This window comes from Pukyongiella litopenaei (assembly GCF_003008555.2).
Taxonomy (GTDB): domain Bacteria; phylum Pseudomonadota; class Alphaproteobacteria; order Rhodobacterales; family Rhodobacteraceae; genus Pukyongiella; species Pukyongiella litopenaei.
The window spans coordinates 135,900-150,109 of the sequence record NZ_CP027665.1 but is presented as its reverse complement, the minus strand read 5'-3'; the positions used below and the strand labels follow the sequence as shown (position 1 = coordinate 150,109).

The following is a 14,210-nucleotide window of genomic DNA, read 5'->3' as shown; positions in this document are numbered from 1 at the left end:
GCAGCGGGGCGGGGCAAAGTCGCGCCTATTCGGCGGCGCGCAGCGGCGAGGCCGGCGGGTGGGGCGACTTGCCGGTGTCGTCGGGTCCATCACTGTGCGCCGGAACATCACCCGTGGCGTCCCGGGCGGCGCCGTCTTCCCAGATGATCTCGATCGGACCGAGCGCCCGCGCCGCCTTGCGCAGCCGCGCGTCGCGGGCGGCCAGCCCGTCGCGCCCGCCGGTCAGCCGCGCCCAGAGCCGGCCGATCCAGCGCATATAGGTTCCCGCCCAGACCCTGAGCGCGAGGAAGGACGGCGTGACGATCAGCGTCAGCATGGTGGCGATGCCCAGCCCGAACACCACCGCGGTGGCGAGCTGTTTCCACCACAGCGAGGTCGGGCTGTCGATGGAGTAGCCGCCGCCGATGAAATCGAGCGACAGGCCGAACATCATCGGGGTCAGGCCGGCCATGGTGGTGATCGTGGTCAGCAGCACCGGGCGGATCCGCGCCTCGGCGGTGCGCACGATCGCCTCGATCGGCGGCATGTGGCTGGAAAACTCCTGATAGGTGTCGATCAGCACGATGTTGTTGTTCACCACGATCCCCGCCAGCGCGACGATGCCGGTGCCGGTCATGATGATCGAGAACGGCTGATCCATCACCATCATCCCGATCAGCACGCCGGTGGTGGACATGATCACCGCCAGCAGAACCAGGACCGAGTTGTAGAAACTGTTGAACTGGGTCAGCAGGATCACGAACATCAGCCCCAGCGCCGCGGCAAAGGCCTTGGACAGAAAGGCTTGCGATTCGGCCTGTTCCTCGCGGTCGCCGGTCCATTCCCAGTCCACCGAGGCCGGGAAGGGGCCGGTGTCGAGCCAGGCGTCCAGCGATGCGATCCGTTCGTTGGCATTGACCGGAACCAGCCGCGCGGTGCCCGCGTCATAGGCCGCGCGGGCGTCCTCGAACCCCTCCGCGCCCAGCAGTTTCCTCAGTTCCAGCGTTGCCCCGGACGGCGCGGTCAGGGTCGGGCCGGTCGCGACCTCGCTGCCGGTCACTTCGTGCAGCAAGGCCAGCGGCGTCTCGCCGCCGGTTCCGGCGTCGCGGGCGACCAGCTTGGTCAGCCCGGTTTCCACATCCGCCTTGACGTCGTAGAAACGATGCTGGTCGACGCGGCTGATCGAGGCCAGTTTCCCGACCGGTTTGCGGGTGATGAAATTCGACAGCGGCACCAGCCCGTCATGGGTGCGCACCCGCAGGTTGTCGAGCGTGGACAGCACGCGAAACTCGTCGGGCAGGCGAACCCGGATCTCGATCTCCTCGTCCGAGCTGTCGACCCGCATGGTATCGAGCAGGATGCCGCGCGTGACCAGCTGCACCATCGCGCCCACGGTGGCCACGTCGGCGCCGAAACGGCCGGCCTTTTCCACGTCCACGTCGATCTGCCAGTCGATGCCGGGCAGCGGCAGCGTGTCCTCGATCTGCACCAGCCCGGGCATCTGGTCGAACTGCGCGCGCGCCAGTTCGGTCGCGGCCAGCAGGTCGGCGCCATTGTCGGATTTCAGCCGCAGATGGACCGGCTTGGCCGAGGCCGGGCCACGGCCCAGCGGCAGGATTTCGGTTTCAAAGCCGGGCAGTTCGGCCAGGGCGGTTTCCAGTTCGGCGATCACGGCGTCGCCGTCATAATCCTCGGCGCGAATCTCCCGTTCGAACCAGCCGCCGAACAGGCTCTGGGTGGTGGACGGGCGGTCCTCCCACGGGATCAGCTCGAACTGGATCCGGCCCACGGTATCGGCCGGCACCTGCGCGCCGCTGGCGTCGGTGTTCAGCCCGCCATCGCCGGCAAAGGCGAACATGTTGATGACCGCCGGGTGCGCGTCCAGCACCGCTTCGGCCTCGCGGACCAGCGCATCGGCCTGATCCAGCGACAGGTTGCCGCGCGCGCGCACGAACAGCGTGGCCTGTTCCGGTTCCGATTCGACAAAGAACTCGACCCCGCGCGACCGCGCCGGGTATTCCACGAACACCACCTGGAAGATCGCCATGAACACCAGGCCGATCGCCACGAGGGGCATCACCGGGTTGCCCGCGATCAGCTTGATGAAATGACCGAACAGCGTGTGCCTGTGGCCGGTCTGCACGCGGCGCGGGGTGCGTTCGATACGCGCGGCGTCCAGCGTGATCGAGGCGGCAAAGGCGGCGGCGATGAACAGCAGGGCGCCGATCAGCGACCCGGCCAGGGCAGGGGTTTCGGCGGGCAGCAGGTATTGCGGGTTCAGCACCTGCATAGCCGCCACGAACAGCCCGTAGAGCGCGACCGGCACCAGGGCCGCGCACGCGATCCAGGGCAGGCGGGCGCGCAGCCCGTCCGAGGCCCCGGCAAAGAGCCGCGAAATCCGTCCGGTGACACCGCCGACCACCGGCAGGTACACCAGCGCCACCACCAGCGATGCCGACAGCACGAAGATCAGCGTGATCGGCAGCATCCCCATGAATTCGCCGGGCACACCCGGCCAGAACAGCATCGGCAGAAAGGCGCAGAGCGTGGTCGCGGTCGAGGCGACGATGGGCCAGAACATGCGCTTGGCGGCCTCGACATAGGCATGCATGGGGCCGACGCCCTCGTGGATGCGCTTGTCGGCATATTCCACCACGACGATGGCACCGTCGACCAGCATCCCCACCGCCAGGATCAGGCCGAACATCACGATGTTGGATATCGAGACGCCCATCGCGGCGAGATAGGCAAAGCACAGCAGGAACGAGGTCGGGATCGCGAATCCGACCAGCAGCGCCGCCCGGCTGCCCAGCGCGGCAAGCACCACGATCATCACAAGCGCCACGGCGGTCAGGACCGACCCCTCGAGCTGGCGCACCATCGACCCGACGATGCGGCTCTGGTCGTTCGAGGTGCCGACCTCGACAGCGGCCTGCAATTCCGGTGGCCACTTGGCGCGGGTTTCCGCGATCACCGTCCTTACCTCGTCGACGGTGTCGATCAGGTTGAACCCCTTGCGTTTCACCACCTGCAACGCCACCGTTTTCTCGCCGTTGAACCGGGCGGTTCCGACGCGGTCCTCGAAGGTGAAATTGATCTGGGCCAGGTCGCCCAGCGTCACCACCCGGTCGCCATTGGTCTTGACCGGCAGGTCGTAGACATCCAGCGGGTCGTCGAAGGATGACGGGATCTTGACCGCGAACGTGCCCTGCGCGGTTTCCACCTCGCCGGCGGCAATCAGCTGGTTGTTGTTCTGCACCACGTTGATCAGTTCGAGCGCGGTGACATTGTAGGATTCCAGCCGCAGCGGGTCGATGATCACCTCGAGCATCTCGTCCCGGCTGCCCGCGATCCCGGCCTCGAGCACGGAATCGAGCGTCTCGATCTCGTCGCGCAGGTCGCGCGCGATCTGCGCCATGGTCCGTTCGGGCACCGCGCCGGTCAGGTTGACGATCACGATCGGAAACTCCGAGAAATTGATCTCGGTCACCTCGTATTGCTCGGCCCCGTCGGGAAACTTGCCCTGCGCCGAGTTCATCGCGTCGCGCACGTCGGCCACGGTGGCGGACTTGTCCCAGCCGAAATCGAACTCGAGCAGGATACCGGCATAGTTTTCCGCCGCGGTGGCGGTCATCTTGTCCAGCCCGTCGAGATCGGACAGCTCGGTTTCCATCGGCTTGATCAGCAGGCTTTCGCTGTCCTCGGCGGAAATGCCGGGAAACTGGACCGAGACGAACAGCATCGGGATGTCGATGTCGGGTTCGCCTTCCTTGGGCAGGCCGACATAGGCCGACGCACCGATCACCAGCGACAGCGCGATGAAGGCCAGGACCATGCGCGCCCGCGCAGCGGCCCAGTCGACGATACCGGTCATTGGTCCGTTTCCTGCCAAGTCGGTTTCACCCGAACCCCGGCGGTGACGAAATCCTGCCCGACCACGATCACGTTGGCCTCGGCGGGCAACCCGTCGACCCAGATGCCATCCACCGTATCCCTGACCAGCGACACCGGCAGGAAACCGACGATGGCATCGTCGCTGACCACCCGCACGCCGAGCTGGCCGTCATTGTTCAGCGTCAGCGCCGATTGCGGCAGCAGGTGGGCCATCGCGCCCGCCGCCTGCACGGCGATGGCGGCGGTCTGGCCGTCACGGATCGCCAGATCGGGGTTGGGCACGGAGATCTCGACCTCGAAGGTGCGGGTGAGCGGATCGGCGGACCGGCTGATGAAGGTCACCTTGCCCTCGACGCGCTGGCCGGTCGCCAGTTCGGCGCCCGCGGGCGCACCGACCTTGACCCGCGCGACCTCGGTTTCGGGGACGAACCCGACCAGCTTGACCGGGTCGAGCTGGATCACGGTGGCGCAGAGGCTGCCGGGCTGCATCAGGCTGCCCAGTTCGGCGGCATCGGATTCCAGCAGCCCGTCGAAGGGGGCGGTGATGGTCAGCCGGGCGATTTCCCGTTCCGCGGCGGCCACGGCGGCCTGCGCCGCCTCGATCCCCGAACGGGTGGTGTCCAGCCGCGTTCGCGCGGTGGCAAGGTTGGCTTCGGCGGCGCGAATGGCCGCCTCGGTCGCGGCCAGCCGGGTGTCGGAGGCATAGCCGCCTTCTTTCAGCTTTCGCGCCGCGTTGTAGTTGATCTGCGCCTCGCCCAGCCGGGCATGGGCCTCTTTCAGCCAGGCCTCGGATTCGGGCACCCGGCTGCGGGCTTCCTTCAGTTTCGCGCTGGCCTCGGCCAGCGCCGCCTCGCGCACGCCGGGATCCAGCTTGCACAGCAGGTCGCCCCGTTTGACGAAGGCCCCCTTGCGCAGCGGATCCGAGATCACGATGGCCGAGGTTTCGGCGCGCACCTCGACCTGCCGCAAGGCACGCGTCTGGCCGCGCAGGATCACCGCGCTGTCGATTTCGCGCGCGGTGCTGCGGCGCACGACGACGCCGATCAGATCCGGTTGCGGTGCGGCTTGCGCCGGGATATCGGCGGTGAATGACGGGTCTGCCTGCTGGTCCTGCGGTTCGCCGCGGGCAAAGGCCAGCAGCGCGTCGCGCTGCAGCACCAGACCATAAAGCGCGAGCATCACCAGAATCGCTGTGAGCAAGGGGATCGGTCGCATCGTCTGCCTCGGGCTCCTCCTTTCCGGCCATGAAAAGCCGGCACGGCGGTGTATATATGGGTTTTTTTCATTCCGACAGCACCCAGGGCATCAAACTTCGGGTTTTCTGCCGTGCTGCGACGGGTTTTGCGGCGGTTTGCCCGCGACTTGCGCGGCGCCGGGCCGCGTATCGGTCGCCGCCACTTGGCTTGGCCGGACGGGCGCGATAAGACGGGCGCCACAGGACCGCCCGCAGGACAGATACATGAGCGATACCGACAGTTTCATCGAAGAAGTGACCGAAGAGGTCCGCCGCGACCGTCTCTATGCGCTGCTCAAGCGGTATGGATGGATTGCCGTGCTGGCGATCCTGTTGATCGTGGGCGGGGCCGGGTTCAACGAATACCGCAAGGGCCAGGCCCGCGCCGCCGCCGAAAGGCTGGGCGACGACATCATGGCGGCCCTGGCCCCGGATGCCGCCGGGGACCGCGCCGCCGCGCTGGAGGAGATCGCCACCGACAGCCATGGCGGGCAGGCCATCGTGCGGATGCTGACCGCCGCGGCACAGTCCGAGGCCGGCGACCGCGCGTCGGCGGTGGCCCAGCTCGAGGCGGTGGGCGCCGATGGCGAATTGCCGGCGATCTATCGCCAGATCGCCACCTTCAAGGCGCTGACGCTGCAAATGGACAGCCTCGACGAACCGGCGCTGCGGCAGGGGTTCGAGGCGCTGGCCGCGCCCGGCGCGCCGCTGCGGCTGCTGGCCGAGGAACAGCTGGCGCTGCTCGATATCTCGGCCGGTGACGCCGGCGCGGCGATCGGCCGGCTGAACGCGATCCTGCAGGACGCCGAGGCGACGCCGGACTTGCAACAACGCGCGGTGCAGGTGATTGTGGCGCTTGGCGGCACGCCTCAGATGCCCGGGGCTGCCCAGGGCTAGGCGGCGGCGCGGCGAAAGGGCAGCGAAGGGAGCGGGCGCAGGCACATGACTTATCTGAACAATCCGGGGCGCGGCGGCATCGGCGCCGCGCTGATCGCCGCGCTGGTTCTGCTTACCGGCTGCGCGGAGAAAGAAGTGATCCTGCCGGGCGTGCGCGAGGACATCCGTCCCGAACTGGCCGAGGACTCGCCGACCGCGCCCGCCACCACCGCGAACCGGTCACGCGCCATCGGCCTGCCGGGGCAGCGCGGCAATGCGGACTGGCCGCAATCGCCGGGAACCCCGGCATATCGCACCGCGAATGCCGCGCTCCGGGTTGCGCCGCAGCGGATCTGGTCGGTCAATATCGGCGCTGGCGACAGCCGCAAGCTGCGCATCACCGCGGCCCCGGTCGTCGGTGGCGGCCTGGTCTACACGCTCGATTCGGGCGCGCGGGTGTCGGCGGTTACGCCGCAGGGCGCCGTCGCCTGGAGCGTGGACCTGACCCCGCCCGCCGACAAGCCCGGCGAGGCAACCGGGGGCGGGCTGGCCTATGCCGGCGGCACGCTCTACGTTTCGACCGGGTTCGGGGAACTGACGGCGCTCGATGCCCGGTCGGGGGGCGTGCGCTGGAACCAGAAGCTGGGCGCGACCGGATCGGGCGCGCCGCTGGTTAGCGGCAGCCTCGTTTACCTGGTGGCCGGTGACAGCACCGGCTGGGCGGTGAACACCGCCGACGGACGCATCCTGTGGCAGACCGAGGCCCCGGTCAGCGGGTCCAACGTCCTGGGCGCGCCCGCGCCGGTGCTCGCCGGCGACCTGGTGGTGTTTGCCTTCGGCTCGGGCGATATCGTCGGCAGTTTCCGCCGCGGCGGGCTGCGCCGCTGGAACGCCTCGGTGGCGGGCCGGCGCAAGGGCAGCGCCGCGGCCCGGATCGGCGACGTGACCGGCGCGCCGGTGGTGTCGGGCAGCCGCATTTACGCGGGCAACCATTCGGGCCGGATCGTGGCGCTGAATGCCAGCACCGGCGACCGGATTTGGACCGCCCGCGAAGGCGCGCTGGGGCCTGTCTGGCCGGTCGGCGATTCGATCTTTGCGGTGTCCGACCTGAACCGCCTGCTGCGTATCGATGCAGGCGATGGCAGCGTGATCTGGTCGGCGAACCTGCCCGGGTTCCTCAAGGACAAGCCGCGCAAGCGCGGGCCGTCCTATGCGAATTACGGTCCGATCCTCGCCGGGTCGCGGCTCGCGGTGGCCTCGGGCGACGGCCAGTTGCGGTTCTTCGCGCCGGAAAACGGGGTGCTCGTCGCCTCGACGGCCATCCCCGATGGCGCGGCGACGCCCCCGGCGGTGGCGGGCGGAACGCTGTATGTGGTCAGCCGCAAGGGTGAACTGCACGCTTTCCGTTGAGCGGCGGATGCGCTAAAGGGCGCATTCCTATTCGGGATGCATCGCCATGAGTTTCACCCTAGCCATCGTGGGCCGGCCCAATGTGGGCAAATCCACGCTGTTCAATCGCCTCGTCGGCAAACGGCTGGCGCTGGTCGACGACCAGCCGGGCGTGACCCGCGACCTGCGCGAAGGCGCGGCGCGGCTGGGTGACCTGCGGTTCACCGTGATCGACACGGCGGGGCTCGAGGATGCCAATGACGACAGCCTGCCGGGACGTATGCGGCGGCTGACCGAACGGGCGGTGGACATGGCCGATATCTGCCTGTTCCTGGTCGACGCCCGCACCGGCATCACACCGACCGACCGGGTCTTTGCCGAGATCCTGCGCAAACGGGCGGCGCATGTGATCCTCGCGGCCAACAAGGCCGAGGGGGCCGCCGCCGATGCGGGCGTGCTCGAGGCGTGGGAACTGGGGCTCGACGAACCGATCCGGCTGTCGGCCGAACATGGCGAGGGATTGAACGAGCTTTACGCCCAGCTGATGCCGATCGCCGACGAGATGGCCAAGCGGGCGGCGCAGGATGCACCTGTCACCGATGTCATGCTGGACGAGGACGACACGGGCGAAACCGACGGCGCCGGTCACGCGCCGACGCCGGAGCGGCCGCTGCAGGTTGCGGTGGTGGGGCGGCCCAACGCGGGCAAATCCACCCTGATCAACCGTATCCTCGGCGAAGACAGGCTGCTGACCGGACCCGAGGCCGGGATCACCCGCGACGCGATTTCGCTGCGCGTGAACTGGGACGGCATCCCGATGCGGATTTTCGACACCGCCGGGATGCGCAAGAAGGCGCGGGTCCAGGAAAAGCTGGAGAAGCTGTCGGTCTCGGACGGGCTGCGCGCGGTCAAGTTCGCCGAGGTGGTCGTGGTGCTGCTCGACGCCGCGATCCCGTTCGAGCAGCAGGATCTGCGCATCGCCGACCTGGCCGAGCGCGAGGGCCGTGCGGTGGTCGTGGCGGTGAACAAATGGGATATCGAGGATGACAAGCAGCAGAAGCTGCGCGACCTCAAGGAAGCCTTCAACCGGCTGTTGCCGCAATTGCGCGGCGCGCCGCTGATCACGGTCAGCGCAAAAACCGGGCGCGGGCTGGACCGGTTGCACGCGGCGATCCTGCGGGCCCACGAGGTCTGGAACCGCCGGGTGCCCACGGCGGCGCTGAACCGCTGGCTGACCGGGATGCTGGAACAGCACCCGCCGCCCGCGCCCCAGGGCAAGCGGATCAAGCTGCGCTACATGACCCAGGCCAAGACCCGCCCGCCGGGTTTCGTGGTGATGTGCAGCCACCCCGACAAGATGCCCGCCAGCTATTCGCGCTACCTCGTCAACGGGCTGCGCGAGGATTTCGACATGCCTGGCACCCCGATCCGGCTGCATATGCGTGGGCAGGGTGATAAAAATCCCTATAAGGGAAAGAAGAAGGCCGCACCGTCGCGGCTGCGCAAACATATCGAGGGCCGCAGATCCTGATCCCGTCCGGGCTGCGCGCCGGAACCGGAGCTTCGGGAGGCGCCCATGCAGTGGCAGGACATAGTCCGAGAATTCGTTACCCTCTTCGTGGTCATTGACCCGGTGGGCAGTATCCCGGTGTTCATGTATGCCACCGCCGCCATACCGGCGCGTCTTCACCGGTCGTTCGCCTTGCGGGCGGTTCTCGTGGCGGCAATCGTGCTCGGCGTCTTTCTGGTCGGAGGGCAGTTGCTTCTCGAGGCGATCGGCCTGAGGCTCGGCACGTTCCAGATCGCCGGCGGGATCGTGCTGTTCCTGTTCGCGCTCAGCATGATCTTTGGCGAGAGCAAGGCCGACAGCGAAATCAAGGAAGCGGAAACCGAGGATCTGTCGGGCGCGGTCTTTCCACTGGCGATCCCGTCGATCGCGTCCCCCGGCGCCCTGCTTGCCATCGTCATACTCACCGACAATCATGCCAACGCGGTCGCGGAACAGGCCCTGACCGGGGCGGTCCTGGCGGTCGTGCTGCTGCTGACCTTCGTGCTGCTGCTGATGGCCGGTCGCATCCAGCGGCTCATCGGCCATACCGGCGTCAGCGTCGTCAGCCGGGTCATGGGGCTGATTCTGGCGACGGTCGCCGTCGACGCGGTTCTCGAAGGCCTGGAGCAGATGGGGGTGCTGGCGCTCTCGGCATCGCCGTCATAACCGTCACGTCCCGGGCGCCGGGGGCCGGATCCGGCCAAAATGCCGCCCCGGCGCCGGCAATGATTGCGCTGGATGCGGGAACCTGTGAAAATACCCGTGAAAACGGAAGACTAACCGGTTCAACCAGGATCCATCAGGGGCGGTCATGACACTTCGTGAACACACCCGCAGGTTCGTCGACAAGGACAACCGCATCGCCGCGCTGAGCTTCTTCGGCACCTTCGCTGTCTATTTCTCGTCGCTATGGGCGGCGATCAGCTGCATGAACCTGTGGTATGTCTTGATCCCGGCCTGCGTGATCCACGCCTTTTCCGCCGTGCGCCTCTATGTGCTGCAGCATGACACCGGGCATCATTCGCTGTTCGAAACGCGCGGGCAGAACGAACTGGCCGGCCATGCGCTGTCGCCCTTCACCTTTGCGCCCTTCGAGGTGATGAAGCAGAACCACAACCTGCACCACGCCAATGTCGGCAACCTGGAACATCGCGACACCGGCGAGATCCACACCATGACCCTGCGCGAATGGCAGGCGGCGGGGTTCTGGGAACGGCTGGTCTACCGGCTCTACCGCAACCCGTTCATCCTGGTGCCGGTCGGTGCGTTCTTTACCTATTTCATTCGCTATCGCTGGCCCAAGAACACGCTGCGCTTTGGCGTGACGGGGGTCCTGCTGCACAATATCGCGGTGCTGGCCTGGGTCACGCTGATCTGGTCATTGTCGGGCTGGGCCGGGCTGGGCGTCTATTTCGCGGCCTCGATGCTGGGGGGGATGATCGGTGTGTTCCTGGTCTATCTCCAGCATAATTTCGAAGACACCTACTGGGATCGCAGGCCCGATCTGGACCCGCAGATCGCGGCGCTTCAGGGATCGTCCGCGCTGGATTTCGGGGCGTGGTTCGACCACACGGTGGCCTGCATCACGCTGCATGACATCCATCATTTCAACGCGCGCATCCCCAGCTACCGACTGCGGGCCTGCCATTACAGCCTGCCCGAAGACTGGGCGCCGCGTCGGATCGGGTTCATCGAAGCGGTCCGGGCGCTGAACCTGAAACTCTGGGACGAGGACCGGGAACGGCTGGTGCCGTTCCCCGGGGGCCGATCGCGCGGGAAAGCCGCCGCTGCCTGACTTGACCCGCGCCGGCCGGAGGGCGGCCGGTGCCGGGCAGGGCGCGGGTCAGACCAGCGTGCCGTCGGCTGTCAGCGTGGTCTTGCCGCCCAGCCAGGGGGCGAGCACGCCGGGCAGGTTCACCGATCCGTCCGCCTGCTGGCCGTTTTCCAGCACCGCGATCAGGCAGCGCCCGACCGCCAGGCCCGACCCGTTGAGCGTATGCACGAAGGCCGGCTTGCCGCCATCGGCGGGCCGGAACCGGGCATTCATGCGGCGGGCCTGGAAATCGCCCGTGGTCGATACCGACGAGATCTCGCGATAGGCGTTCTGCCCCGGCAGCCAGGCCTCGATGTCATAGGTGCGCCGGGCGCCAAAGCCCATGTCGCCGGTGCACAGGACCACCGTGCGATAGGGCAGTTCGAGCCGCTCGAGAATGTCCTCGGCGCAGCGCAGCATCCGTTTCTGTTCGGCGTCGCTTTCGTCCGGGTGGGTGATCGACACCATTTCGACCTTCTCGAACTGGTGCTGGCGCAGCATGCCGGCGGTGTCCTTGCCCGCCGACCCGGCCTCGGACCGGAAACACAGCGTGTGCGCGGTCATACGGATCGGCAGCGCGGCCTCGTCGAGAATGTCGCCCGCGACCGAATAGGTCAGCGGCACCTCGGAGGTCGGCACCAGCCACCAGCCATTGGTGGTCTGATAGCTGTCATCGCCGAACTTGGGCAGCTTGTCGGTGCCATACATCGCCTCGTCGCGCACCAGCACCGGGCTGTTGATCTCGGTCAGGCCATTGTCGCCGGTATGCACGTCCAGCATGAACTGCGCCAGCGCCCGGTGGATGCGGGCCACGGCCCCCTTCAGAACGACGAAGCGCGACCCCGAGAGCTTGGCGGCCAGCGCGAAATCCATCGAAGCGGCGACACCTGCGATCTCGAAATGTTCCCGGGGCGAGAAATTGAAACTGCGCGGGGTGCCCCAGCGGTTCACCTCGACATTTCCGGTTTCGTCCGCGCCATCGGGCACGTCTGCGGCGGGCAGGTTGGCGATCCGCGCCAGCATGTCGGTCAGCCTGTCGTCCAGCGCCCGCGCCTCGGCCTGCATCGCGGCCACTTCGGCCTTCTTGTCGGCCACCTCGGCGCGCAGGCGTTCAAAGGCGGTCTCGTCGCCGGCCGCCTTGGCCGCGCCGATCGCCTTGGCCGCCCTGTTCTGTTCGGCCTGCGCGGTTTCCGCCGCGAGGATCCGGGCGCGCCGCGTCTCGTCCACCGACAGCAGCTCTGCCGTCACGGGCGCGTCGCCGCGCCGGGACAGGGCGGCGTCGAAAGCGTCGGGGTTCTCGCGGATGGCGCGGATGTCGTGCATGGGGCGGTCCTGGCATCTGAGTCGTTTCGCGCCGTTATGCCCCAGCTTTCCGACATGTGGTAGGGCCGGTTTCGCGCCGCCTTGCAAAGCCCCCGCCGCCCGCGTAGGTTCCGCGCCAAACCGGGCCGGGGGTGCGCTCCGCGGCGATCCAGAACATGCAAAGGAACATCCCATGGAAGGTGGCGCCATCGCGCAGTTTCTCCCGCTCATCCTGATCTTTGCGATCATGTATTTCCTGCTGATCCGGCCGCAGCAGAAGAAGGTCAAGGAACATCAGGCGATGGTGTCCGCGCTGCGCCGTGGCGACCAGGTGGTGACCCAGGGCGGGGTGATCGGCAAGGTTTCCAAGGTCAAGGAAGACGGCGAGGTCGAGGTCGAAATCGCCGAGGGCGTCCGCGTCCGCGTGGTGAAATCCACCATTGCTTCGGTCATCAACAAGACCGAGCCGACAAAGTAACTCTGCCCGACAACCTATTGCAAAGGCAGGTAAATGCTGCATATCGACCTATGGAAACGGGTGCTCATCTGGCTGACCTGCGCGGTCGGGCTGTGGCTGGCGCTGCCCAATGCCTTCTATCCCCGCGTTGAGACCCATAACGACGCCGAGGCGGCGATCGCAAAGGGGCAGACCGGTCCCGAACTGAGCGCGGCGGCGGCCACATGGCCGGACTGGCTGCCGTCGGGGCTGGTCAATCTCGGGCTCGACCTGCGGGGCGGGGCGCATCTGCTGGCCGAGGTGCAGGTCGGGGATGTCTACGAGGCGCGGATGGAGGCCATGTGGCCTGGCCTGCGCGATGCGCTGCGTCCTGAGCGTGCCGCCATCGGCACCATTCGCAAGCAACCCTCGGCGCCGGATGAGATTCGCATCCGCATCGGCAACCCGGACGGCATGGCGCGCGCGCTCGAGGTGGTGCGCGGGCTGGCCCGTCCGATCCAGACGCTGACCGGGGTCGGATCGACCGATATCGAGGTCCGGCCCGAGGGCGACCAGATCGTGGTGACGCTGAGCGAGGCCGAAAAGCTGGCCAGCGACGACCGCACCGTGCGCCAGGCGCTGGAAATCGTGCGCCGCCGGATCGACGAGGTCGGCACGCGCGAACCCACGATCCAGCGTCAGGGCGCCGACCGCATCCTGATCCAGGTGCCGGGCATCGGCAGCGCGTCGGAGCTCAAGGACATCATCGGCACCACCGCGCAACTGACGTTCAATCCGGTCGTGGCCCGCGGGTCGGACCCCGATGCGCAGCCCGGCGTGGGCGAAAAGATCGTGCCGGCGCTCGATGAGGAGGGGCTATATTACACGCTCGAATCCGCGCCCGTCGTGACCGGCGAGGAACTGGTGGATGCCCAGCCCAGCTTTGACCAGAACGGGCGGCCGGCCGTCAATTTCCGCTTCAACACCACCGGGGCGCGCAAGTTCGGGGATTATACCGCCGAGAATATCGGCGCGCCCTTTGCCATCGTGCTGGATGACGAGGTGATCTCGGCCCCGGTGATCCAGAGCCACATCCCCGGCGGATCGGGCATCATCACCGGCAATTTCACCATCGAGGAAAGCACGAACCTGGCCGTGCTGCTGCGCGCGGGCGCGCTACCGGCGGGGCTGGATTTCCTCGAGGAACGCACCATCGGACCGGAGCTCGGACAGGACAGCATCGACGCCGGCAAGGTCGCGACCATGGTCGCCTTTGCCGCGGTGCTGGTGTTCATGTTCCTCAGCTACGGGTTGTTCGGTATCTTCGCCAATATCGCGCTGGTGCTGAACATCGTGCTGATCTTCGGGCTGCTGAGCCTGATCGGCGCCACGCTGACCCTGCCGGGGATCGCGGGTATCGTGCTGACCGTGGGCATGGCGGTGGACGCCAACGTGCTGGTGTTCGAACGTATCCGCGAGGAACTGAAGACCGCGCGCGGCCCGTCGCGGGCGATCGAACTGGGCTATGAAAAGGCGCTCTCGGCGATTTTTGATGCCAATATCACCACCTTCATCACGGCGGTGATCCTGTTTGCGATGGGGTCGGGGCCGGTGCGCGGCTTTGCCATCACGCTGGGGCTGGGCATCCTGACCTCGGTTTTCACGGCGATCTTTGTCACGCGGCTGATGATCGTGATGTGGTTCGAACGCCGCCGCCCCAAGACGATCGAGGTGTGAC

At 67.4% G+C, this 14,210-nt stretch carries 10 protein-coding genes; 7 read left to right on the top strand and 3 right to left on the bottom strand.

Annotated elements, in window-relative coordinates; genetic code table 11:
- Nucleotides 1–25: 25 nt before the first annotated feature.
- On the bottom strand, nt 26–3,853 hold the full coding sequence (locus C6Y53_RS00750) for an efflux RND transporter permease subunit (RefSeq protein WP_106470694.1): 3,828 nt from the start codon (nt 3,851–3,853) through the stop codon (nt 26–28).
- Entirely contained in the window at nt 3,850–5,088 is a 1,239-nt protein-coding gene (locus C6Y53_RS00745) for an efflux RND transporter periplasmic adaptor subunit (protein WP_106470693.1), read from the bottom strand. Before C6Y53_RS00745 ends, C6Y53_RS00750 begins: the two co-directional genes overlap by 4 nt.
- A gap of 244 nt (nt 5,089–5,332) precedes the next feature.
- Here C6Y53_RS00745 and C6Y53_RS00740 point away from each other — a divergent pair, with 244 nt between their 5' ends.
- The 5 genes from C6Y53_RS00740 (at nt 5,333) to C6Y53_RS00720 (ending at nt 10,716) form a co-directional block, all read left to right on the top strand.
- Complete coding sequence (locus C6Y53_RS00740) at nt 5,333–6,004, top strand: tetratricopeptide repeat protein (RefSeq protein ID WP_106470692.1); 672 nt, start codon at nt 5,333–5,335, stop codon at nt 6,002–6,004.
- A 45-nt stretch (nt 6,005–6,049) separates the two neighbouring features.
- Complete coding sequence (locus tag C6Y53_RS00735; RefSeq protein WP_106470691.1) at nt 6,050–7,393, top strand: PQQ-like beta-propeller repeat protein; 1,344 nt, start codon at nt 6,050–6,052, stop codon at nt 7,391–7,393.
- A 46-nt stretch (nt 7,394–7,439) separates the two neighbouring features.
- A complete protein-coding gene (der, locus tag C6Y53_RS00730; RefSeq protein WP_106470690.1) occupies nt 7,440–8,903 on the top strand; it encodes a ribosome biogenesis GTPase Der in 1,464 nt (487 codons plus the stop codon).
- Nucleotides 8,904–8,948: 45 nt separating this feature from the next.
- On the top strand, nt 8,949–9,587 hold the full coding sequence (locus C6Y53_RS00725; protein ID WP_106470689.1) for a MarC family protein: 639 nt from the start codon (nt 8,949–8,951) through the stop codon (nt 9,585–9,587).
- Nucleotides 9,588–9,732: 145 nt separating this feature from the next.
- Complete coding sequence (locus C6Y53_RS00720) at nt 9,733–10,716, top strand: fatty acid desaturase (RefSeq protein WP_106470688.1); 984 nt, start codon at nt 9,733–9,735, stop codon at nt 10,714–10,716.
- A 48-nt stretch (nt 10,717–10,764) separates the two neighbouring features.
- On the opposite strand, the gene serS is transcribed toward C6Y53_RS00720, so the two are convergent.
- Nucleotides 10,765–12,057, bottom strand: coding sequence for a serine--tRNA ligase (gene serS / locus C6Y53_RS00715; RefSeq protein ID WP_106470687.1), 1,293 nt, complete (start codon nt 12,055–12,057; stop codon nt 10,765–10,767).
- A 172-nt stretch (nt 12,058–12,229) separates the two neighbouring features.
- On the opposite strand from serS, the gene yajC reads away from it, so the two are divergent.
- The gene (gene yajC, locus C6Y53_RS00710; protein ID WP_106470686.1) at nt 12,230–12,514 is read left to right on the top strand and encodes a preprotein translocase subunit YajC; all 285 of its coding nucleotides are present in this window, start codon (nt 12,230–12,232) and stop codon (nt 12,512–12,514) included.
- Between the two features lie 33 nt (nt 12,515–12,547).
- Complete coding sequence (gene secD, locus C6Y53_RS00705; protein ID WP_106470685.1) at nt 12,548–14,209, top strand: protein translocase subunit SecD; 1,662 nt, start codon at nt 12,548–12,550, stop codon at nt 14,207–14,209.
- Nucleotide 14,210 lies beyond the last annotated feature (1 nt).

Coding starts and splice junctions, on each gene's coding strand:
- C6Y53_RS00750 (WP_106470694.1), bottom strand. CDS start 3,853: ATGACCGGTATCGTCGACTGGGCCGCTGCGCGGGCGCGCATGGTCCTG.
- secD (WP_106470685.1), top strand. CDS start 12,548: ATGCTGCATATCGACCTATGGAAACGGGTGCTCATCTGGCTGACCTGC.
- C6Y53_RS00740 (WP_106470692.1), top strand. CDS start 5,333: ATGAGCGATACCGACAGTTTCATCGAAGAAGTGACCGAAGAGGTCCGC.
- C6Y53_RS00725 (WP_106470689.1), top strand. CDS start 8,949: ATGCAGTGGCAGGACATAGTCCGAGAATTCGTTACCCTCTTCGTGGTC.
- serS (WP_106470687.1), bottom strand. CDS start 12,057: ATGCACGACATCCGCGCCATCCGCGAGAACCCCGACGCTTTCGACGCC.
- C6Y53_RS00735 (WP_106470691.1), top strand. CDS start 6,050: ATGACTTATCTGAACAATCCGGGGCGCGGCGGCATCGGCGCCGCGCTG.
- C6Y53_RS00720 (WP_106470688.1), top strand. CDS start 9,733: ATGACACTTCGTGAACACACCCGCAGGTTCGTCGACAAGGACAACCGC.
- yajC (WP_106470686.1), top strand. CDS start 12,230: ATGGAAGGTGGCGCCATCGCGCAGTTTCTCCCGCTCATCCTGATCTTT.
- C6Y53_RS00745 (WP_106470693.1), bottom strand. CDS start 5,088: ATGCGACCGATCCCCTTGCTCACAGCGATTCTGGTGATGCTCGCGCTT.
- der (WP_106470690.1), top strand. CDS start 7,440: ATGAGTTTCACCCTAGCCATCGTGGGCCGGCCCAATGTGGGCAAATCC.